At 74.3% G+C, this 21,348-nt stretch carries 20 protein-coding genes; 8 read left to right on the top strand and 12 right to left on the bottom strand.

From position 1 onward, the window contains the following. The first annotated feature begins 9 nt into the window (after positions 1 to 9). Together ACWIX6_RS10525 and ACWIX6_RS10520 are read left to right on the top strand one after the other, a co-directional pair. Positions 10 to 1,053 carry a zinc-binding dehydrogenase gene (locus ACWIX6_RS10525; RefSeq protein WP_448616798.1) on the top strand — a complete coding sequence of 348 codons (1,044 nt, stop codon included), beginning with the start codon at positions 10 to 12 and terminating at the stop codon, positions 1,051 to 1,053. Then, positions 1,050 to 1,571: a GNAT family N-acetyltransferase gene (locus tag ACWIX6_RS10520; RefSeq protein ID WP_448616797.1), complete on the top strand. Its 522-nt coding sequence runs from the start codon at positions 1,050 to 1,052 to the stop codon at positions 1,569 to 1,571. The genes ACWIX6_RS10525 and ACWIX6_RS10520 overlap by 4 nt, the downstream gene beginning before the upstream one ends. Here the strand turns inward: ACWIX6_RS10520 and ACWIX6_RS10515 are convergent. From ACWIX6_RS10515 to ACWIX6_RS10475, 9 genes are read right to left on the bottom strand one after another with little or no spacing between them, the layout of a single operon-like run. Next, positions 1,559 to 2,716, bottom strand: a complete 1,158-nt coding sequence (locus ACWIX6_RS10515) for an amidohydrolase family protein (RefSeq protein ID WP_448616796.1) — start codon at positions 2,714 to 2,716, stop codon at positions 1,559 to 1,561. The two genes, ACWIX6_RS10520 and ACWIX6_RS10515, sit on opposite strands and share 13 nt — an antisense overlap. Next, on the bottom strand, positions 2,713 to 3,471 hold the full coding sequence (locus tag ACWIX6_RS10510; RefSeq protein WP_448616795.1) for an SDR family NAD(P)-dependent oxidoreductase: 759 nt from the start codon (positions 3,469 to 3,471) through the stop codon (positions 2,713 to 2,715). Before ACWIX6_RS10510 ends, ACWIX6_RS10515 begins: the two co-directional genes overlap by 4 nt. Then, positions 3,468 to 4,292, bottom strand: a complete 825-nt coding sequence (locus tag ACWIX6_RS10505) for a M55 family metallopeptidase (RefSeq protein WP_448616794.1) — start codon at positions 4,290 to 4,292, stop codon at positions 3,468 to 3,470. Before ACWIX6_RS10505 ends, ACWIX6_RS10510 begins: the two co-directional genes overlap by 4 nt. Beyond that, entirely contained in the window at positions 4,289 to 5,236 is a 948-nt protein-coding gene (locus tag ACWIX6_RS10500; protein WP_448616793.1) for an isoaspartyl peptidase/L-asparaginase, read from the bottom strand. The genes ACWIX6_RS10505 and ACWIX6_RS10500 overlap by 4 nt, the downstream gene beginning before the upstream one ends. After that, the gene (locus ACWIX6_RS10495; protein WP_448616792.1) at positions 5,233 to 6,099 is read right to left on the bottom strand and encodes an ATP-binding cassette domain-containing protein; all 867 of its coding nucleotides are present in this window, start codon (positions 6,097 to 6,099) and stop codon (positions 5,233 to 5,235) included. Before ACWIX6_RS10495 ends, ACWIX6_RS10500 begins: the two co-directional genes overlap by 4 nt. Next, positions 6,096 to 7,115 (bottom strand): ABC transporter ATP-binding protein, encoded by a 1,020-nt coding sequence (locus ACWIX6_RS10490; RefSeq protein WP_448616791.1) that lies wholly within the window; start codon positions 7,113 to 7,115, stop codon positions 6,096 to 6,098. The genes ACWIX6_RS10495 and ACWIX6_RS10490 overlap by 4 nt, the downstream gene beginning before the upstream one ends. Next, a complete protein-coding gene (locus tag ACWIX6_RS10485; protein ID WP_448616790.1) occupies positions 7,112 to 8,002 on the bottom strand; it encodes an ABC transporter permease in 891 nt (296 codons plus the stop codon). Before ACWIX6_RS10485 ends, ACWIX6_RS10490 begins: the two co-directional genes overlap by 4 nt. Next, positions 7,999 to 8,940, bottom strand: a complete 942-nt coding sequence (locus ACWIX6_RS10480) for an ABC transporter permease (RefSeq protein WP_448616789.1) — start codon at positions 8,938 to 8,940, stop codon at positions 7,999 to 8,001. The genes ACWIX6_RS10485 and ACWIX6_RS10480 overlap by 4 nt, the downstream gene beginning before the upstream one ends. 43 nt (positions 8,941 to 8,983) lie before the next feature. Next, positions 8,984 to 10,537: an ABC transporter substrate-binding protein gene (locus ACWIX6_RS10475; protein ID WP_448616788.1), complete on the bottom strand. Its 1,554-nt coding sequence runs from the start codon at positions 10,535 to 10,537 to the stop codon at positions 8,984 to 8,986. A 139-nt stretch (positions 10,538 to 10,676) separates the two neighbouring features. On the opposite strand from ACWIX6_RS10475, the gene ACWIX6_RS10470 reads away from it, so the two are divergent. From ACWIX6_RS10470 to ACWIX6_RS10445, 6 genes are read left to right on the top strand one after another with little or no spacing between them, the layout of a single operon-like run. After that, complete coding sequence (locus ACWIX6_RS10470) at positions 10,677 to 12,800, top strand: amidase family protein (RefSeq protein WP_448616787.1); 2,124 nt, start codon at positions 10,677 to 10,679, stop codon at positions 12,798 to 12,800. Further along, complete coding sequence (locus ACWIX6_RS10465) at positions 12,797 to 13,498, top strand: SDR family NAD(P)-dependent oxidoreductase (protein WP_448616786.1); 702 nt, start codon at positions 12,797 to 12,799, stop codon at positions 13,496 to 13,498. Before ACWIX6_RS10470 ends, ACWIX6_RS10465 begins: the two co-directional genes overlap by 4 nt. Continuing rightward, complete coding sequence (locus tag ACWIX6_RS10460) at positions 13,485 to 14,867, top strand: M20/M25/M40 family metallo-hydrolase (RefSeq protein WP_448616785.1); 1,383 nt, start codon at positions 13,485 to 13,487, stop codon at positions 14,865 to 14,867. Before ACWIX6_RS10465 ends, ACWIX6_RS10460 begins: the two co-directional genes overlap by 14 nt. Continuing rightward, complete coding sequence (locus ACWIX6_RS10455) at positions 14,864 to 16,051, top strand: dipeptidase (RefSeq protein WP_448616784.1); 1,188 nt, start codon at positions 14,864 to 14,866, stop codon at positions 16,049 to 16,051. Before ACWIX6_RS10460 ends, ACWIX6_RS10455 begins: the two co-directional genes overlap by 4 nt. Beyond that, positions 16,051 to 17,763 carry a DUF885 domain-containing protein gene (locus ACWIX6_RS10450; RefSeq protein WP_448616783.1) on the top strand — a complete coding sequence of 571 codons (1,713 nt, stop codon included), beginning with the start codon at positions 16,051 to 16,053 and terminating at the stop codon, positions 17,761 to 17,763. The genes ACWIX6_RS10455 and ACWIX6_RS10450 overlap by 1 nt, the downstream gene beginning before the upstream one ends. Then, positions 17,760 to 18,674: a hypothetical protein gene (locus ACWIX6_RS10445; RefSeq protein WP_448616782.1), complete on the top strand. Its 915-nt coding sequence runs from the start codon at positions 17,760 to 17,762 to the stop codon at positions 18,672 to 18,674. The genes ACWIX6_RS10450 and ACWIX6_RS10445 overlap by 4 nt, the downstream gene beginning before the upstream one ends. Here ACWIX6_RS10445 and ACWIX6_RS10440 read toward each other — a convergent pair. From ACWIX6_RS10440 to ACWIX6_RS10430, 3 genes are read right to left on the bottom strand one after another with little or no spacing between them, the layout of a single operon-like run. Further along, positions 18,671 to 19,915, bottom strand: coding sequence for a methylaspartate ammonia-lyase (locus ACWIX6_RS10440; protein ID WP_448616781.1), 1,245 nt, complete (start codon positions 19,913 to 19,915; stop codon positions 18,671 to 18,673). The genes ACWIX6_RS10445 and ACWIX6_RS10440 overlap by 4 nt on opposite strands. Beyond that, positions 19,915 to 20,568: a GntR family transcriptional regulator gene (locus ACWIX6_RS10435; protein ID WP_448616780.1), complete on the bottom strand. Its 654-nt coding sequence runs from the start codon at positions 20,566 to 20,568 to the stop codon at positions 19,915 to 19,917. Before ACWIX6_RS10435 ends, ACWIX6_RS10440 begins: the two co-directional genes overlap by 1 nt. Beyond that, a complete protein-coding gene (locus ACWIX6_RS10430) occupies positions 20,565 to 21,332 on the bottom strand; it encodes a class II glutamine amidotransferase (RefSeq protein ID WP_448616779.1) in 768 nt (255 codons plus the stop codon). Before ACWIX6_RS10430 ends, ACWIX6_RS10435 begins: the two co-directional genes overlap by 4 nt. Between the last annotated feature and the right edge of the window lie 16 nt (positions 21,333 to 21,348).

The following is a 21,348-nucleotide window of genomic DNA, read 5'->3' as shown; positions in this document are numbered from 1 at the left end:
AGCACGCCCGTGCGCGCCGCGCTGTTCATGTCCCCCGGCGACGTCGTCGTCGACGACGTCCCCGACGCCACCCTGGCCGAGCCCACCGACGCCGTCGTCCGCGTCCTGCGCTCGTGCATCTGTGGCTCGGACCTGTGGTCCTGGCGCGGAGTGACGAAGCGGGCCGCCGGGTCGCGGTTGGGCCACGAGTTCCTCGGCACGGTGGAGGCGGTGGGCGCCGACGTCCGGACCGTGGCCGTCGGCGACCTGGTGGTCGCGCCGTTCCAGTGGTCGGACGACACCTGCCCGACCTGCGCCGACGGCCTGCAGAGCTCCTGCGTGAACGGCGGCACCTTCGGCGCGCCCGGGACCGACGGCGGCCAGGGCGAGGCGGTCCGGGTGCCGCAGGCCGACGGCACGCTGGTCACCGTCCCCGGGGGGACGGCGGCGGTCGACGACACCACCCTGACCGCCCTGCTCGCCGCCACCGACGTGGCCGCCACCGGCCTGCACGGCGCCACCCTGGCCGGCACCACCGAGGGCTCGACGGTGGCGGTGATCGGTGACGGCGCGGTGGGCCTGTGCGCGGTGCTCGGCGCGGTGCAGGTGCTCGGCGCCGAGCGGGTCGTCCTGCTCAGCCGGCACGCCGACCGGGCTGAGCTCGGCCGTCGGTTCGGTGCCACCGACGTCGTCGCCGCCCGCGGCGAGGAGGGCATCGCCGCCGTCCGCGAGCTGACCGGCGGCTGGGGGGTGCGGCACGTGGTCGAGGCCGTGGGCACGCCGGAGTCCTGGGCGATGGCCACCGGCATGGCCCGGGACGGCGGCACCATCGGCGCGGTCGGCGTCCCGCACACCACGCCCCAGCTGCCGCTGCTGCAGCCGTTCGTGCACCACCTGACGATCCGGATGGGCGTCGCCCCGGTCCGCCGGTACCTGCCCGACCTGGTGCGGCGGATCACCGCCGGGAGCTACGACCCCGGGCCGGTGTTCGACCGCACCCTGCCGCTGGAGCAGGTGGCCGACGGCTACGCGGCGATGGCCGCCCGCGAGTCGATCAAGGTGATGCTGGCGTGATCCGGCCGGCCCGGGCCTCGGACCTCCCCGAGCTGGCCGACATCGAGCGGGCCGCCGGCGAGCAGTTCCGCGAGCTGGACATGGCGGCGGTCGCCGACGACGACCCGCCGACGGCCGCGACCCTGCAGGGGTACCTGGACCGGGGCGCCGCCTGGGTGGCGGCGGGCCCCGACGACCGGCCGCTGGGCTACCTGCTGCTGGACGAGGTCGACGGGGCGCCGCACGTGGAGCAGGTGTCGGTGCACCCGTCCGCGGCCGGCCAGGGCTTGGGCCGGGCACTGATCGAGGTCGTCGTCGAGCACGCCCGGGCGCGCGGCGCGGACCGGGTGACCCTGACGACGTTCGCCGAGGTGCCCTGGAACGCGCCGTACTACCGGCGGCTGGGCTTCGCCGTGGTCCCACCGGAGGAGCAGGGCCCCGGGCTCCGCGGCGTCCGCGCGCACGAGGCGACGATCGGGCTGGACCGCTGGCCCCGGGTGGCCATGGCCCGGTCGCTGCGCGGCGGTCAGCCGGGGTAGATGCGGGCGGCGTTGCCGCGCAACACCAGCTCCCCGTACCGCAGCGCGGTGGGCTCGTCGACGACGCCGCGGTCCACCAGCTCCCCCAGCGCCTGCGCCAGCGACTCCCGCCACCACCGCGCGCCCAGGTAGAACAGCTCGGGGACGCGGAAGCCGTCGGTGGCGAACAGCAGCTTGCTCATCGGCGCCACGCCGAGGACCTCGTGCACCAGCTCCGCGCCCCGTGTGCTGCCCACCCACTGCATGGCCATCGACAGGTCCAGGTGCACGTCGGGGTACAGGCCCGCCAGCCAGGACGCCTCGCGGAGGTAGGGCCAGCAGTGCAGCACCACCACCGGCACGCCGCGGTGCTCCGGACGGTTCAGCCAGCTGCGCAGTGTCGCCGGGTCCCCGGCCCGCAGGTCGACGTCGGTCCCCACCGCACCGGCGTGGAACTGCAGCGGCAGCCGCGGCTCGGCGGTCAGCTCCAGGGCCTGGTCCAGGAACCAGGCGACGACGTGCGGGTCGACCAGCCGGGGGCTGCCGCCGTCCCGCCAGGTCTCGTACCCGGCCCGGGCGGCGGCCTCGTCGGCGGCCGGCAGGTCCAGCCCGCAGCGGTAGGCGGCGATCGACTTCAGCGCGGCCAGCCCGCCGGCCACCGCGCGGCCGAGCTCCGCCCGGAACCGGTCGGCCACCTCGTCGAACGGCGGCCAGCCGGCCGCGGCCTGCTGCACCAGCACCTCGACCCGGGCAATCCGGCGCACCGGCACGCCGGTGACCTGTTCCTGCTCGGCCGGCGTCATCAGGCCCGGCCAGCTCAGCCCGTCGTCGACGTACATCGACGCCAGCCGGGACTCCTGGAGCAGCAGGCGGACGTAGGCCGCGTGGCCGCGCTCGGCGCGGGCCCCGGCCACCGCCTCCTCCGTCGCGGGCACGCCGAGCAGCCCGGCCAGGTCCCGCATCGCCCGCGGGTGCGAGGGGTGGTCCCGGACGTGCAGCCGGGCGCGCTCGGGTTCCGGGCTCTCCAGCACCAGCTCGTACAGCGGGGCGGCGTCGTCCCCGAGGGCGAACACGCCGTCATCGCCCACCATCAGGTGCGCGTGGTGGTCGACGCCCGGGACGTCCCAGAGCTGCTCCAGCAGCCGGGGGACGGCGCCGGTGCTCACGCCGAGGACCCGCCGTCGACCACCAGCACCGAGCCGGTGACGTAGGCGGCGGCCGGTGACACCAGGAACCCGACGGTCTCGGCGACCTCCGCGGTGGTCCCCATCCGGCCCGCGGGCAGGCCGGCCTCGAAGGCGGCGAGCGCGGGCGGGTCGTGCCGGATCCAGTCGGCCATGTCGGTGTCGATCAGCCCGGGCGCGACCACGTTGACCCGCACGCCGTCCGGCCCGTGGTCGACCGCCAGGCTGCGGGACAGCTGCAGCAGCGCGCCCTTGGCGGCGCAGTAGGCGGCCCGGTCCCGCCCCCCGCGCAGCGCCGCGGTCGAGGCGACGTTGACGATGGCGCCCGCCCCGGCGGCGATCATGGCCGGCAGCACCTCGCGGCAGACCAGGAACGGGCCGGTGGCGTTCACCGCCAGGAAGCGGTCCCAGTCGGCGAGGGACAGGTCCGGCACCCGGTGGCGGTCGAACCAGCCGGCGACGTTGACCGCCGCCGTGGGGGCGCCCCACCGCTCCGTCAGCGACCGCACCGCCCCGCGGACGGCGGACTCGTCGGTGATGTCGGCCGGCAGCGGCAGCACGGCGCCGGACGCGCCGGCCAGCCGCTCCAGCCCCCGCTCGTCGACGTCCAGCGCGCCCACCCGGAAGCCGTCGCGCAGCAGCCGGGCGACCACGGCGCTGCCGATGCCGCCGGCCGCGCCGGTGACCAGCGCGACCCGACCGGCCGGGTCGGCCGGCCGGCCCGCGGGGTCGGTCACTCGACGATGGCCCGGGTGAGCAGCACCACCGTGACGAAGGTGCGGAAGAGCGCGATCGGGTCCGCGTCGGTGATCCGCACCTCCCGGGTGCCCGACCGCTGCACGCCGACCACCCGGGTGGCCATCTCGGCGAGGTCCCCGTTGTGGAAGGACACCTCCAACGTGGCCGGCAGCTCGATCTGCGGCGGGCGCGCCGAGCCCAGGCCGGCGACCGCCGCCGCGGCGGCCTCGCGGATCCGGGCGCAGGCCTCGGCCGGGTGCAGGCTGTCGGCGGCGAACCGGGTCACCGAGCGCTTGACCACGACGGCGGTGATGTCGGGGCAGACCGCCCGGGCCTCCTCCGCCGTGGTGTCGTCCCCGGTGACCAGCACGATCGGCACCCCGTGCCCCTGGGCGACCAGGGCGTTGATCCCCGACTCCCCCACCTCGACGCCGTTGAGCAGCACCTTGGCGATGGCCCGGGGGTTGTAGGTGTGCGACAGCGTGGAGGCCTCGCTGGCCATCGAGCCGTGGTAGCTGATGAAGAAGACCGCGTCGAAGGAGGAGTCCAGGCCCTCCATCATGTACATCGGCTTGTGCTTGCCGGAGAGGTAGCGGGCCTGGCCCAGCAGCTGCGCCGGCCGCAGGTTCTGCATGGTCGAGTGCGAGTCGTTGACCAGGAACTCGGTCGCCCCGGCCGACATCGCCCCCTCGATGGCGGCGTTCACCTCGTCCTGCAGCAGGCCGCGGTAGTGCTCGTACTCGGTGCTCGGACCGATGCACTGGGCCCAGTCGACGACGCCGGCGGTGCCCTCCATGTCGGAGGACAGGTACACCTTCACAGCACGCTCCTCGGGTGGGTCTCCGGTCCGGTCGACCGGTCGGTCATCACCGCGTAGGTGGCGCCCGGCTGGCCGGAGGCGCCGCCGTGCCGCCCGTCGGGGGTCAGCGCCAGCACCCGCAGCTCGGTGCGGAACTCGTCGGGCAGCGTGGCGGCGTCGGCCAGGGCGGCGCGGCACGCGGACTCGACGTCGTCCCCACGGGCGAGGGAGTCCACGACCGACCGCGCGGTGCCCGAGCGCATGCTCAGCTCTCCGCGCCCGGTGCAGGCGGCGCCGCCGCCGGAGATGTCGCACCAGATGCCCGCGCCGGGGATCGCGGAGTCCCCGATGCGGCCGGGGTACTTCCAGGGGTAGCCGCTGGTGGAGACGCCGACGACGAGCTCCCCGGACCGGTCCAGGGCGAGCACGTTGATCGTGCCCCACGGCCCGTCGTGCGGGGCCAGCCGTCCGACCAGCTCCAGCGCGGCCAGCCGGTACCGCTCGTCACCGGGCAGGCTCGCCGTCGCCTCCCCCTCGACGCTCTCGTCGGAGGGGGCGAGCGCCTCCCGGAAGAGCCGGCGGGACTCGTCGGTGAGCAGGTCGGCGGTCTCGAAGCCGCACTCGGCGGCGAACAGGGCGGCGCCCTCCCCCACCAGCAGGCAGTGCTGGGGCAGCCGCTCGAGCACCGCGCGGGCCACCGAGATCGGGTGCGGGTAGCCCTGCAGCGCCCCCACAGCGCCGAACCGCCGGGACGACGCCACCATCAGCGAGGCGTCGAGCTCCACGACCCCCTGCGCGTTGGGCAGCCCGCCGGTGCCGACGTAGCGGTCGGCCAGGTTGTCCTCGCAGGCCCGCAGCGCCACCTCGACCGCGTCCATCGCGCTGCCCCCGGCGCGCAGCACGTCCATGCCGGCGCCCAGCCCCGCCTCGCTGCGCTCGCTGCCCACGATGACCGGCGAGGTCACGTCCGCTCCGCCTCGAGCTCGACGAGCTGGTCGGTCTGCCCGGCGTCGACGACGGGGATGGTGCCGGCCGCCAGGCGCGGCACGGAGGCGAGCAGGAGCCGGGTGTAGGAGTCCTGCGGCCGCTCGAAGACGTCGTCGGTCCGGCCCTGCTCGACGATGACGCCGTCGTGCATCACGGCGATCCGGTCGCTGATCTGCCGGACGACGGCCATGTTGTGCGAGACGAACAGCATCGACAGCCCGAGGGTGTCCTTGAGGTCGAGCAGCAGGTTGATGATGTTGGCCTGCACCGAGACGTCCAGCGCGGAGACCGGCTCGTCGGCGATGAGCACCTTGGGCTCCAGGGCGAGCGCCCGCGCGATCCCGATCCGCTGCCGCTGGCCGCCGGAGAAGGACCGGGGCAGCTGGTCGACCGCCCGCTGCGGCAGCCCGACCAGGTCGAGCAGCTCCGAGATGCGGGTCGTCACGCGGTCCCGGGGCACCACCCGGTGGTAGCGGAGCACCTCCCCGAGGGTCTGCCCGACGGTCATCCGCGGGTTGAGCGAGCTGTACGGGTCCTGGAAGACCATCTGCACCAGTCGCCGCTGCTCGGTGGTGGGCGCCCCGCGCAACGGGGAGCCTGCGTAGTAGACGGTGCCCGCGGTCGGCCGGTACAGCCCGACCGCGCAGCGGCTGAGCGTCGACTTGCCGCAGCCGGACTCACCGACCAGACCCAGGGTCTCCCCGCGGTGCAGGGTGAGGTCCACGCCGTCGACCGCCCGCACCACCGAGGGCTCGCCCCGGCGCAGCAGCCGGTCCAGCGCCCCGTGCTTGCGGCCGAAGTGCTGGACCAGCCCCTCCACCCGCAGCAGCTCCTCCGTCATGCGGGGGTCCCTCCTGCCGCGGCCTCGGCCAGCGCCGTGGGCCAGCGTTCCGGTTCGTGGGCACGCCAGCAGGCGCTGGTCCGGCCGGGCAGCACCGCCTCCAGCGGCGGGGCCTGCTGGGTGCACCGCTCGACGACCGCGGGGCAGCGCGGCGAGAACGGGCAGGCGTCGTGGTCGTCCATCAGGTCCGGCGGCTGGCCGGGGATGGTCAGCAGCCGGTGCACGGGCACGTCCGGGTCGGGCACCGACCGCAGCAGGGCTGCGGTGTAGGGCATCCGCGGGGTGTGCAGCAGCTCGTGGGTGGGGCCCTGCTCGACGATCCGCCCGCCGTACATGACGTTGAGCCGCTCGCAGGTGCCGCTGACCACGGCCAGGTCGTGGGTGACCAGCACCAGCCCGAGGTCGCGGGTGCGCCGCAGCCCGGCCAGGACCCCGAGCACCTGGGCCTGGATGGTCACGTCCAGGGCGGTGGTGGGCTCGTCGGCCAGGATCAGCCGCGGGTCGGTGGACAGCGCGATGGCGATGCAGATGCGCTGCCGCATGCCGCCGGACAGCTCGTGGGGGTAGGCACGGTACCGGCGCTCCGGGTCCTTGATGCCGACCTGGGTCAGCAGGTCCAGGGCCCGCTGCCGGGCCTCCCCGCGGGACATGCCCAGCCGGCGGACCGGCACCTCGGCCACCTGGTCGCCGACCCGCATGGTCGGGTTCAGCGCGGTGAGCGCGTCCTGGAAGATCATCGCCATCACCGACGACAGGTGCTGCCGACGCTTCTTCGGGGGCATGCCGGTGACGTCGACGCCGTCCACCACCACCGTCCCGCCGGAGATCCGCGCCGGTACCGGGAGCAGGTCCATGATCGCCCGCAGGGTCAGGCTCTTGCCCGAGCCGGACTCCCCGACCAGCCCTACGGCCTCACCCGCGGAGGCGTCCAGCGACACGCCCCGGACGGCGTGCAGCCGGCCGCCGGGCAGCGGGATCTCGACGTCGAGGTCGTGCACCTCCAGCAGGGCGGTCACTGGCGTCCGCTCCGCTGCACGATGCCGTCGGCGATCAGCGCCAGGGCGAGTCCGGTCAGGACCACGGCGAACCCGGGGACGGCCGCGAGGTGCCACTTGGTGAGGATGAACGTCTGCCCCTCCTGGATCATCGAGCCCCAGTCCGGCGTCGGCGGCGGGACGCCCAGCCCGAGGTAGCCCAGGGTCACGATGCCGAGGATGCAGAGCACCACGTCGCTCATCGCGAAGACGAACCCCTGCTGCACCACGTTGGGGAGCAGGTGCCGGAGCATGATCCGGTGGGTGGGCAGGCCGCTCACCCGGGCGGCCAGCGCGTACTCCTGCTCCTTCGCGACCAGCACCTCGCCGCGGACGATCCGGGCATAGGCGACCCAGCCGACCAACGTGATGGCGATGTAGATGCTCCGGGTCCCGGCGCCGAGGACGAACACGAGGGCGATGACCAGCACGAACCACGGGAAGGCGACGACCATGTCGACCACCCGCATCAGCAGCGTGTCGAACCAGCCGCCCCGCCAGCCGGCGATCAGGCCCAGCGTCGTACCGATCAGGAACGGGAGGATCACCGCGAGGGCGCCCACCCGCAGGTCGACCCGGGCGCCGTAGAGCAGCCGGGAGAAGACGTCGCGGCCGAGCTGGTCGGTGCCGAGCAGGTGACCGCCGGTGCCCGGGTCGGCCAGCGCGTTGCCCAGGTCCTGCTCGATGGGGTCGTAGTCGGTGAGCAGAGGGGCGCAGAGGGCGGCCAGCACGATCAGCGCCAGCAGCCCGAGCCCGACCAGGAGCGTCGGGTTCATCCGCCCGCTGCGCCGGCGGCGGCCCGGCTCGGGGGGCGGCAGGTGCCCGCCGACCGCGGGGTCGTCGGTGGTCGTGGGGAGTGCCGAGCTCATGCCAGCTGCACCCTCGGGTCCAGGGCCGCGTGGGCCACGTCGGTGAGCAGGTTCACGACCACGACCATGATCGCGAAGACCAGGGTGACGCCCTGGACCACGGCGAAGTCGCGGTTGAAGATCGCGTCGAGCATCAGCGTGCCGAGGCCGGGGAGCGCGAACACCCGCTCGACCACCAGCGTGCCGCCCACCAGGAAGGCGATGTTGACGCCGAGCACGGTGACCGAGGACACCGCCGCGTTCCGCAGGGTGTGGCTGACGATCACCCGGCCGTGGCTGAGCCCTTTGGCGTTGGCGGTCACCACGTAGTCGCTGTCCAGCACACCGATCATCGAGGTCCGCAGGCTGCGGATGAGGATCGGGGTGAGCGCCAGCGCCACGGTCAGGCCGGGCAGCACGATGGAGTGCAGGTGCTCGAGTGTGGTGTCGCCGAACCCGGACACCGGGAACAGGCCCGCCTTCAGCGACAGCAGCAGGATCAGCATGATCCCCACCCAGAACGCCGGCATGCCGAGTCCCGCGAGCGGGACGGCCCGCACCAACTGGTCGGTGAGGGTCCCCCGCCGGCTTGCGGCCAGGACGGCGAGCGGCACGCTGATCAACAGCGACAGCACGGTGGCCGCGCCGAGCAGCCACAGGGTGGCCGGCAGCCGCTCGACGACCAGGTCGTTGACGTCGGCCCGGTAGAACAGCGACTCGCCGAGGTCGGCGCGGAGCAGCCGGCCGAGGAAGTCCAGGTACTGGGACCACAGTGGCTGGTCCAGGCCCAGGGAGGCGCGCAGCGCCGCCACGCCCTCCTCCGTGGCCCGGGTGCCCAGCAGCGTGCGCGCCGGGTCACCCGGGACCAGGTGGATCATGAAGAAGACGACCAGCGTGATGCCGAAGAGCACGGGCAGCAGGTGCACCAGCCGGCGCAGTACGTACGTCAGGTGCCTCATGCTGCCCGTGCCCTCCCCTCGATGGACGTCGTCGTGAGGCCGGTCACTCGTTGAGCGTGACGTCCTCCATGTGGAAGTTGCCGGTCGGGTAGACCTGGAAGCCCTCCACCTCGTCGCTGAAGGCGTAGCTGAACGGCGAGTAGAACAGCGTGGGGAGGAAGGCGTCCTCGGCCGCCTGCCGCTGGACCTCGCTGTAGAGCCGCTGCCGCTCGTTCTCGTCGAACGTCTGGGCGGCCGCCCGGGCGTTGGCGACGACCTCGGGGTTGTTGTAGCCGGTGAAGAACGACTCGGCGCCGGCCTCGGGGTCGACCGCGAAGCTCACGAGCTCGTCGGGGTCGGCGATGTCCATCGTCCAGTAGGAGTGCGAGATCTGGTAGTCCAGCGTCTGCTGGCGCTCCTGGGCGGCGCTGGGGTCGAGGTTCTCGATCTGCATGTTGATGCCCAGCTCCTTGAGCGAGGCCTGCAGGATCTGGGCGATGCCGGCGTCGGCGACGTCCCCGCTCGAGGCGAGGAACGTGGTGTCGAAGCCGTTGGGCACCGAGGACTGCGCCATCTCGGCCTTGGCCGCCTCCATGTCGTACTGCTGGCCCGGGGTCTCCGGGTCGTAGAACGGGACGCTGGGCATCAACAGCGAGTTGCCCGGGTCCCCGTTGCCGAACAGCACGGTGTCGACGATCGCCTCACGGTCGATGGCGTAGGAGATCGCCCGGCGGACGTGCACGTCGTTGTAGGGCGCAACGTTGTGGTTCATCATGATGTAGTCGGTCTTCGTCGAGGGGAACAGCTCGACCTGCACGCCCTCCTGACCCCGCAGCTGCTCGATGCTGGAGAACGGCGGGCTCTGGTTGATGTGCGCCTGGCCGCCCTGCAGCTGCAGCGTGCGCGCGTTGTCGTCACCGACGACCTTCCAGGTGACGCTGTCGAGCGACGGCGCCCCGTCCCAGTAGTTCTCGTTCTTGACCAGCTGGAGCTCGCTGCCCCGGTCCCAGTGGTCCCAGATGAAGGGCCCGGTGCCCACGGGCGCCTCGTAGAACTCCTCCTTGGTCTTGCCGCCCCAGTCCTTCGGGACGATCGAGTTGCTGAAGTTCGCCAGGTCGGCGAGCAGCGGCGCCCAGGGGTACTTGGTGGTGACGACGACGGTCTTCTCGTCGGGCGCCTCGACCGAGGCGATCGCGACGTTGAGGAACTCCCACCCGCCGTCGGTGCTGCTGGCCTCGTCGATCGAGAACTTCACGTCCTCGGAGGTCATGGGGTCCCCGTTGCTGAAGGTGATGCCGTCCTTCAGCGTGAACGTCGACGTCAGCTTGTCCTCGGACAGCTGGTAGTCCTCCACCAGCAGCGGCTGGACGTCCTGGCCGTCCGGGGTCACCTCGTACAGCGACTCCATGATCTGCTGACCGACCCAGATCGAGTCGTTGTCGTGGACCATCGTGAGGTCCAGGTTGGTGGAGTCCGCCGGCCGGACGAGGACGAGGTCGCCGCCCCCGCCCCCCGAGCCCCCCGATCCGCCGGAGCCGCCGGAGTCGCCCCCACCGCAGGCGGTGAGGCCGAGTGCCGCGACGCTCAGCGCGGCGATCAGGACGTGGGGTCTGCGCAAGGTGGGCCTCCAGCGGCGCCGTGACGGGTCAGCGAACGGTAGAGCCTGGTATGGCAGGCGTAAACAACTCCGATGTCAAGAGTTGATGTCGATCCCCGAAGTCTGGTGAGAGGCCCGCTCCGGGTGTTTGCTCTGCCGCATGGAGCTCACCGTCATCGGGGCCGGTGCCATCGGCGGCACCGTCGCGGCCCACCTGATCCGCAACGGGCACGAGGTGCTGCTCTGCGACGCCGACGCCGACCACGTGGCCGCCATCAACGCCCGGGGACTGCGGATCACCGGACCGGTCGAGGGTTTCACCGTGCCCGCGCGGGCGGTGGGGCCCGACGACCTCCCACCGGTCGTCCGGCGCGCGGTCATCGCCGTCAAGTTGCACCACACCGCCTCGGCCGCGGCGCTGCTGCGCGACCGGCTGACCGACGACGGCTACGTGCTGTCCCTGCAGAACGGTCTGACCACCGACGCCATCGCGGCCGCCGTCGGGCCCGGCCGGGTGGTCGCCGGGTTCGTCAACTTCGGCGCCGACTACCTCGAGCCCGGGGTCGTGATGCAGGGCAACGTGGCGACCTTCCGGGTGGGCGAACCGGGCGGCGGGATGAGCGACCGGGTGCGGGAGCTGGCCGAGGCGCTGCCCTGGGCGGAGGCCACCGACAACATCGCCGGCTACCTGTGGGCCAAGGAGGCCTACGGCGCGATGCTGTTCGCCACCGCGGTGTCCGACCTCTCCATCGCCGACGCGCTCGCCGAGCCCCGCTACCGCCCGCTGATGCTCGCCCTGGCGCGGGAGGTGCTGGCCCAGGCCCCGGTGCGGCCGATGCCCTTCGACGGCTTCGACCCCGAGGACCTCGAGGGGTCGATAGACCGGCTGGTGGTCTTCAACCGGGCGAGCGCCAAGAGCCACAGCGGCATCTACCGCGACCTGATGGTGCGCCGGCGCAAGACCGAGGTCGACGACCTGCTCGGGGACCTGGCCGGCCCGCTGACCCGCTACGTCGGTGAGCTGGTCACCGCCATCGAGCGCGGCGAGCGCACCTGCGAGGTGGCCAACCTGGAGCTGCTCGCCTCGTACGAGCGGCTGGAACGGGTCGGCCGGCCGCTGCACGCGGTCGCGACCGTGCTGTCCGCGCCGCTGCGCGCACCGGCCGGCCCGCTGCACGGCGTCCAGGTGGCGGTGAAGGACAACGTCGCCGTCGCCGGCGTCCCCCGGGGGAACGGGAACCCCCGGGCGATGGCCGGGCCGCCCTCGACCACGGACGCGCCGGTCGTGGCCCGGCTGCGCGACGCGGGCGCCGACGTCTTCGCCACCGCCTCGCTGCTCGAGTACGCCGCCGGGGCGCCGCACCCCGACGTCCCCGAGGCACGCAACCCCGTGGACCCCACCCGGACGGCCGGCGGGTCCAGCGGCGGGTCGGCCGCCCTGGTGGCCGCCGGTGTGTGCCCGGCCGCGATCGGCACCGACACCGGCGGGTCGATCAGGATCCCGGCCGCCTACGTGGGCGTCGTCGGGCTGAAACCGACGCACGGCCTGGTCCCCGCCGAGGGCGTCACCCCGCTGGCCCCGACGCTGGACACCGTGGGGGTGCTGGCCCGCGACGTCGCCACGGCCGGCGCGGTGCTCGGCGCGGTCGCCGACGTCCGGCCGGCCCCGGAACCGGCGACCGTCACGATCGGGCTGCTCACCGACCAGCTCGACGACCCGCGCCTGGAGGCCGGCTCCCGGGACGTGCTGCGGGCCGCGGTCGACCGGCTGCGCGCCGCGGGGCTCCGGGTGGTCGAGTGCAGCGGCGCCGCGCTGCGGGCCCTGGACGTCACCTTCGGGCCGATCGTGCTGCACGAGGCCTGGGCGGAACTAGGCCCGCTCCGCCGGAGCGACCCCGGCCACTTCGGCCCGGACACCGACCGCCTCCTGCAGCTGGGGTCCCGGATCGACGACGCCACCTACCGCGAGGCGCTGGCCCTGCGGGAGGACCTGCTGCCGGCCGCGCACGCGCTGCTGGACGGCGTCGACGTGCTGGCCGGTCCGGCCGTGCCGTTCGTGGCCCCGGAGAGCACACCGGTGCTCGACTCGCCCGAGGGCGAGCTGGAGGGGCTGTTCTCCGCGCCGGCCAACTCGACCGGCCAACCGGCGCTGGCGCTGCCCTGCGGCCGGGACCCGCAGGGCCTGCCGGTCGGGCTGCAGCTGACCGGGCGGCATGGCGGGGACGCCGAGCTGCTCGCGGTGGCCGCGGTGGTCGAGCGGGCGCTCGGCGGGGGCGCTGCATGAGCGGCCTCGCCGAGGGGCGGGTCGCGCTGGTCACCGGGACCGCGCACGGCATCGGGGCCGCCATCGCTGCGATGCTCACCGCCGAGGGGGCGCAGGTGCACGGCGTCGACCGCGACACCGTCGACGTGACCTCACCCGCCGCCGTGGACGAGTACGTGGCGGGCCTCGGTCGGGTGGACGTGCTGGTCAACAACGCCGGCGGGGTCGTCGGCCAGACCGGGCGGCCGATCGAGGAGGTCGGCGTCGAGGACTGGACGGCGGTCGTGGACGCCAACCTGACCAGCACCTTCCTGTGCACCCGGGCGGTGGTGCCGGGGATGAAGGAGCGCGGCTGGGGCCGGATCGTGAACATCTCCTCCGGCGCCGGGCGCAGCGTCAGCCTGACCGGCATCCAGGCCTACGCCAGCGCCAAGGCCGGCCAGATCGGGCTGACCCGGCAGACCGCCCACGAGCTGGGCCGGTTCGGCATCACGGTCAACTGCATCGCGCCGGGGTTCGTGCTGTCCAACCCCAGCACGCACGCGCAGTGGGAGAGCTACGGGCCCGACGGGCAGGCCGCGCTGGTCGAGGGCATCGCGGTGCGCCGGCTGGGCAGGCCGGAGGACATCGCCAACGGCGTGCGCTTCTTCGTCTCCGGCGAGTCGTCCTGGGTCACCGGGCAGACCCTGTCGATCGACGGCGGCCATGCCATCTTCTGACGACCTCACCGCCGGGCTGGACGTCGCGGAGCTGGCCGAGTGGGTGGCCATCCCCAGCATCAGCCGGGACGCCTCCCCCGAGGTCATGCACGCCGCCGCCTCCTGGCTCGCCGACCGGCTGGCGCCCCTCGGCGGCCGGGTCGAGACCACGGCCGGCCACCCCGTCGTCCGGGCCGAGTGGCTGGGTGCACCCGGCGCGCCCACCGTCCTGGTGTACGGCCACTACGACGTCCAGCCGCCCGGCGACCTGGCCGAGTGGGACACCCCGCCCTTCGAGCTCGCCGTGGCCGGGGACGTGCTGCGGGGACGCGGGGTCAGCGACGACAAGGGCCCGGTGTACCTCGTGGCCACCCTGCTGACCGGGCTGCTCGCCCGGGACGGCGGGCTGCCGCTCAACGTGAAGGTCCTGGTCGAGGGCGAGGAGGAGATCGGCAGCCCGCACCTGCCCGGCTGGCTGCGCGAGCACGCCGACGAGCTGGCCTGCGACCTGGTGATCTCCGCCGACGGGGCGATGTGGCGGCCCACCGAGCCGTCGCTGTCCACCGCGTCCAAGGGGCTGGTGACGCTGTCGGTGCAGGTCACCGGCGCGGACGACGACCTGCACTCCGGCCGCTACGGCGGCACGGTGGCCAACCCCGCGCACGCCCTGGTCGAGCTGCTGGCGTCGCTGCACTCCCCCGACGGCGCCGTCGCCGTCCCCGGCTTCTACGACGGCATCCCGGCCCTGACCCCCGAGCGGCGGGCGCAGATCGCCGCGGTCGGCTTCGACGACGCCGGCTACGCCCGGGAGCTCGGCGTCGACGCGGTGTTCGGCGAGCCCGGCTACAGCACCCTGGAGCGGCTGTGGGAGCGACCCACCCTCGAGGTCAACGGGATCTCCGCCGGCGGCAAGTACACCGTCATCCCGCACGTCGCGACCGGGCACGTGTCCTGCCGGCTGGTCCCCGGGCAGGACCCCGACGCCGTGCTGACGGCGATCGCCACCCACCTGGACCAGCAGCGGCCGCCGGGCGTCCGCGTCGCCGTGCTCCCCGACGAGGCCCGGGTGCCGGCCTACACGATCCCGCGCGACCACCCGGCGATCCGGGCCGCGACCGCCGCGCTGGAGGACGTCTACCCCGGCGAGCAGGTGCTGCTGGCCTGCATCGGCGGCACCCTGCCCGCGTCGGCGCTGTTCGAGGACGTCCTCGGCGCGAAGACGCTGTTCTTCTCGTTCTCCACCGCCGACGAGCGGCTGCACGCGCCCGGGGAGTTCCTCCGGACCCGGCGGCTGGCCGAGGGGGTGCGCGCCTGGGAACGGCTCTGGGTGCTGCTGTCCGACGGGCCGCACCGGCTCGCCCCCCTGATGAGAGGCGCCTCATCGGCATGACGCCCGACCCCTACCAGTCGTACTCGTACCTCCCCGACGGCACGCTGCCCGCCTTCGACCTGGCTCCGGAGTTCGGCCGGGTGCCGCCGTACGAGCGCCGGCTGGACGCCGGGCAGGCCGAGCGGGCCGACCGGCTGCTGCGGAACAGCCTGGTGATCAGCCTGCACGACCACCCGGTCCGCTTCCCCCGGGACATGCGCGACACCCCCGCCTACAACCGGGGCGGCCGGCAGCACACCGCGTTCGCCGGCCTGGCGGCCTCGGGCATGACGGTCGTCTTCGACAACATGATGGACGGCACGGCCTGCGTCACCGGGCACGCGCCGTGGCGGTGGGACGACGTCGTCACCGACCTCGGGATGCGGCAGGCGGACATCGCCCACCAGTCCGACGTGGCGGTGGTGCGCACCGTCGCCGACGTCGAGCGGGTGCAGGCGGCCGGCCAGGTGGGGCTGGTCTTCGGCCTGGAGGCGGCCACCCCGATCGAGAACGAGCTGGACCGGCTCGACGTGCTCTACGGCCTGGGCCTGCGGCAGATCGGCATCGCCTACTCCGACTCCAACGCCCTGGGCAGCGGCCTGGCCGAGCGGGTGGACGGCGGGCTGACCGCCCTCGGGCACCGCGCGGTGGCCCGGATGGACGACCTGGGGCTGGCCATCGACGTCTCCCACTCCTCGGACCTGACCAGCCTGGACGTGTGCCGGGCCAGTCGGAACCCGGTCTTCCTCACCCACGGTGGCGCCCGTGCGGTGTGGGACATCGCCCGGATGAAGCCCGACGACGTGCTCCGGGCGGTCGCCGACACCGGCGGGGTGATCGGCATGTCCGCCGCGCCGCACACCACCCTGTCGGCCGCCCACCCGCTGCACACCATCGACTCGGTGATGGACCACTTCCAGTACTGCCTGGACCTGGTCGGCCTCGAGCACGTCGCGTTCGGCCCGGACACCCTCTACGGCGACCACGTGGGGCTGCACACCGTCTTCGGGCACCTGATGGCCATCGGCGGCGCCACCGCCGGCCCGCCGCACGAGAAGGTGCCCTACGTCGACGGCCTGGAGAACCCGACGGAGAACTTCGGGAACATCTGCGGCTGGCTGGTCGGGCACGGGTTCAGCGACGACGAGATCCGCGCCGTCGTGGGCGGCAACGTGCTGCGCGCGCTGCAGGGGATCTGGGTCTGATGCCCGACCCCGAGCTGCGCCGGCTGGGCGCGGAGTTCTTCGCGCTGCGGCACGGCAGCGACCCGTTCAACGCCACGATGCTGGGGGTCGCCGGGTTCGACGACCAGGTGCCCGACCCGAGCCGGGACGCCGCCGCGGACACCGCCCGGCGGCTGGCCGCCGTCGAGCGGGCCGCCGCCGCGCTGGACCCGGCCGCCCTGGACGACGACGACCGGGTGGACCGGGCGGTGCTGATCGGGCTGTCCGAGGGGGTGCGCAGCGACCTGGAGCACGGCAGCTGGGAGGCCAACGCGTCGGCCGACGGCTACGGCAACCCGCAGGGCACGGCCTTCCTCGCCGTGCCCACCGTCTCGCTGCCGGACGCCCCGGCGGTCGAGGGGTACCTGCGCCGGCTCGACGCCCTGGGGGGCTTCTTCGACGCGCTGGACACCCGGTACCGGCAGGCCGCGGCCGACGGCCGTCGGCCCACCGCCGTCGGCGTCGCCCAGGCCGTGGACCAGCTGCGCGGCCACCTCGGGCGGCCCGCGGACGCCGACGTGTTCCAGCGGCCGGCGCTGCCCGGGGACGTGGACGCCGCCCGGGTGCGGGCAAGGATCGCCGAGGTCACCGGGACGCGGGTGCGGCCGGCGATGGCGCGACTGGCCGCGCTGCTGGACGACGAGCTGCGGCCCACCGCCCGGACCGACGCCGAGGTGGGGCTGGCCTCCGTGCCCGGCGGGGAAGCGGCCTACTCCGCTGCCGTCCGGCGGCAGACCACCACCGACCTCACCCCGGGGCAGGTGCACGAGATCGGCCTGGCGGTGCTCGAGGACCTGAAGGACGAGTGGCGCGAGCTCGGCGGCCGGGTGCTCGGCACCAGCGACGTCGCCGAGGTGCGGGACCGGCTGCGCACCGACCCGGCGCTGCGCTTCGAGTCGTCGGGGCAGCTGGTGGACGTCGTCCGCGGCGCCCTGGAGCGGGCCGAGGCCGCCCGCGACGACTGGTTCCCGGCCTACGCCATCGCCGACTGCGTCATCGAGGAGATCGACCCGGTCGAGGCCGGCAACGCCGCGCTCGCGCACTACCGGCCGCCGTCGGCCGACGGGTCGCGGCCCGGCGCGCACTGCGTGCTGACCGTCGACCCGCAGGAGCGGTTCGCCTACGAGTACGAGGCGCTGGCCTTCCACGAGAGCACCCCCGGCCACCACCTGCAGATCGCCAGCGCGCAGACCCTCACCTCCCTCCCCGAGTACCGCCGCTTCCTCGACGCCGAGGTCTGCGCCTACGTCGAGGGATGGGGGCTCTACAGCGAGCGGCTGGCCGACGAGATGGGGCTGTACACCTCCGACCTCCAGCGGCTGGGCATGGTCTCCTTCGACGCCTGGCGGGCCGGCCGGCTGGTCGTGGACACCGGGATGCACGCCCTCGGCTGGTCCCGGGAGCAGGCCGTCGAGTTCATGTGGTCGCACACGGCGACCACCCGGGCCAACGTGGTCAACGAGGTGAACCGGTACATCGCCTGGCCGGCCCAGGCGCTGGCCTACATGGTCGGCCGCCGGGAGATCGTCCGGCTGCGCACCGGCGCCGAGACCCGGCTGGGCAGCCGCTTCGACGTCCGCGGGTTCCACGGCGCCGTGCTCTCCAACGGCGCGGTGCCCCTCGGCGTGCTCGCCGACGTCGTCGACCGCTGGGTGGCCGCCCAGTCCCCTCCCGAGCCAGGAGCCCCGACATGACCGTCTCCGTCCTCGACCTCCCCGACCTGGCCGGCGGCCTGCAGATCCCCTACGTCGACGTGCGCGGGTCCGCCGACGGCCCGCACCTCACGGTGATCGCCGGGGTGCACGGCACGGAGTACACCTCGATCGCCGCGGCGCGGGAGTTCGCCCTCGACCTGGACCCGGCGACCGTCTCCGGGCGGGTGACCGTGGTCCCGCTGGTCAACCTGCCGGCGTTCTGGGCCCGCTCGCCGTTCGTGGTGCCGCAGGACGGCAAGAACCTCAACCGCTGTTTCCCCGGGGACCCGGGCGGCAGCTGTGCCGAGGCGCTGGCCGACGCCGTCTTCACCACGTTCCTCCTCGGCAGCGACGCCGTCCTGGACCTGCACGCCGGCGACCTGCCGGAGGCGCTGGAGCCGTTCACCATCTACGAGGAGTCGCCGGTGGAGGGGGCGGCCCGCGACCTCGCGCTGGCCTACGGCCTGGGCCACGTGGTGCGGCAGGCCCGGGAGGCGCGCACCGTGGCCGGCAGCTCCGCCGCCGCGGCGGCCGACGCCGGGATCCCGGCGATCATCGCCGAGTCCGGGCAGAACGGCCTGCTCGACCGGCCCTCGGTGGACCGGCACCTGGCCGGGCTGGCCAACGTTGCCCGCTCGCTGGGAGTGCTTCCCGGTGAGGTCGTTCGGCACCCGGCGCCGGAAGAGCACGAGGGGTGGCACTGGCTCCGCACGCCGACGGCCGGCTGGTGGGAGCCGGCCGTCCCGGCCGGGGCTGCCGTGGGTGCGGGCGAGCTGCTCGGCACGGTCAGCGGGCTGCTCGGCGGGGTCGAGCACGAGGTGCGCGCCCCGGAGGCCGGCGTCCTGCTGTTCCTCACCACCAGCCCCGCCGTCGTCGCCGACGGCCTGCTCCTGGGGCTGGCCCGGTCCTAGCGCGGTCCCCGGGTGGCGGCGAGGGCCGCGACCCGGGCCATCTCGTTGCCCACCACCATGACGCCCTCGTCGACACCCATCCCCGGCTTGGCCAGCACCTGGTCGGCGCCGCAGGCCATGGCCACGTGCGCGGTCACCTGCGCCGACCGGTCGGTCTCGGTCGCGCTCCCCCCGCAGTAGGCCAGCAGCCCCGCCGCCCGGACCAGCAGGAGCGCCTCGACGGTGTGCTGCAGCCCGCCGAGGTCGGGCACCTTGACGTGCACGACGTCGGCCGCACCCGCGGCGACGAAGGCCGCGACGTCGTCCACCGTGTTGCACCACTCGTCGACCGCCAGCGCCACGCCCCCGCCGCGCCGGGCCACCGCGGCCCGCAGCGCCGCCATCACCGCCAGCTGGCCGGCCCGGCTGCCCGCGTCGACCGGGTGCTCGACCCGCAGGGGGAACGGCGCCGCGACCTCCGCCAGCCGGACCAGGTACGCCGCGACCCGCTCGACGTCACCGCCGAAGACCAGGCCGAGGGTCCCGTAGACGTCCAGGTGCAGCACCGGGACGTATGCCGGGTCGGCTCGCAGCGCCAGCACCCGGTCACGCACCCACTGCACGTACGCGGCGAGCACCTCCCCCTCGGCGCCGACCCGTGACACGTCGTTGACCAGCCCGTGCGGCAGCGCCCCCACGCCGCGCAGGACCATCTTGTCCACGTTGTCGTGCCGCTCGTCCCCGCACTGGGCGAACAGCCCCACCGGCGCCAGCTCCACACCGGTCCGGTACTCGTCGCGGACGACCTCGGCCATGGTGACGGCGCGGGTGCGGGCCACGCCGTCGAGCACCGCCTGGCCCAGGCCGTAGCTGAGCGCGGTGTGCAGCGGTGCGCCGTCGGCGCGCAGGTCGTCCAGCGCCGCAGCCGTCTCGCGGAAGGAGCCGAGCTCCCGTCCCACGAGCCGGGGCGCCACGACGTCGGCCACCACGCGCGCCGCGGCGGCCGCGTCGAACACCCGGTCCCGGCCGCCGACGGCGGCGTACTGCACCGTCACGGCGTCGCCGTGCGCGACCTGTCCGTCCGCCAGCTCCAGCAGCACCGACAGGGCTTCGGCGGGCTGCCGGACCGAGCGGAAGCCCGGCGTGACCGGCCGGCCCGCGTAGGTGAACCCGTCCCGCGCCCGCCCCTCGCGGATGGCGGCCTGGTCGTCGTTGAAGAAGCCACCCCGCACCGGGACGGCGAGGACGCGGCGGACCCGCACTAGAAGGCGGCCTGCAGCAGCTGCTTGCTCTGCAGGATGTGGTGGCGCATGGCCTCCTCGGCCGCCGCCGGGTTCCGGGCCTCCAGCGCCTCCAGCAACGCCGCGTGGGCCAGCATGCTCGAGTGCTGCACCGGCCGGCTGGACCAGTAGGACCGCCAGAAGCGCAGGTTGTGCTTGAGCAGCCGGTGAGCGGCGTCCTGGAGCAGCGGGTTGCCCGCCATGTGCACCAGCGCCGAGTGGATCTCGTGGTCGTCGCGGAGGAAGGCCAGCGCCTGCGCGTCGTCCCGGGCGGCGTCGGCGGAGGCGATCAGGGTCCGCAGGTCGGTGAGGTCGCCGTCGCTGGCCCGCCGGGCGGCGATCCGCGCGATGGCGCACTCGATCACCTCCCGCGCCTCGAAGAGGTCGAGGACCTCCTCCAGGTTCAGCCCCGTCACCACCGTGCCGCGCCGGGGCATGACGGTGATCAGCCGGTCGCCGGCCAGCCGGGCCAGCGCCTCGCGCACCGGCATCCGCCCCAGGCCGATCTCCAGCGCGAGCTGCTGCTCGTTCACCACCGTGCCCGGTGGGATGCGCAGGTCCAGGATGCGCTCGAGCAGCAGCTGGTAGGCCTGGTCGCTGGCGCGCGGCGGCGCCGCCAGGCGCACCTCGGTCACGAGACCGCCCGGACCGGCTCGAGGGTGGCGACCGGCAGGATCGTCGTCGCCAGCGACCCGCGCTCGACCACCAGCAGCTGGCCGTTGCTGACCGTATTCCAGCCGGCGCTGTCGGTCCATCCGGTGGAGGCCACCACGACCGTGTCCCCGACCCGGCGGTACAGCAACGGGTAGTAGTCCCGATCGTCGCCCCACTCCGGGTCGTAGCAGCACACGGCGAGCAGCGCGTCGGGGGTGAGCATCAGGCAGTTCAGGCTGTGCACCCGGGCTTCGCCGGCAAGGACGTCGCGCACCACCGCGGCCAGCGCCTCGGCGGGCGGGAGCCCCTCCGCCATCCGGGACAGCACGGCCAGGAAGTACCGCTCGCTGTCGGTGTCGCCCTGCTGACGGGCCCGGAGCTCCGGGGCGATCAGGGCGTCCAGCGCGGCGGGCGGGGACACCGAGCCGTTGTGCGCGAAGGCGACCCGGCCGTCGGTGAACGGGTGGGTGTTGTCGGGCCGCACGGTCAGGCCCAGGGTGGCCCAGCGCAGGTGGGTGAGCGCGGCCTCGGCGGCGCGGGTGCCGGCGAGGTCACCGAGCTCAGCGCTGTCGAGCGCGGACTCCGGCGACTTGCGGACCTCCAGTTCGCCGGGGCCGGTGCTCCAGGCGTGCCCCCAGCCGTCCCCGTGGACCGCTGCGAGGCCCAGGAAGGCCCCGCGCTCGGTCCCGAGGACGTCGTCGAGCGTCACGGGTGTCGTGGACACCGTTCCCAGCAGGCGGCACATCGGTACGTCTCCTCGT

It is taken from the genome of Modestobacter sp. URMC 112, from assembly GCF_053502575.1.
The sequence above is the reverse complement of the archived record's forward strand: the minus strand, read 5'-3'. Positions and strand labels throughout refer to the sequence as shown.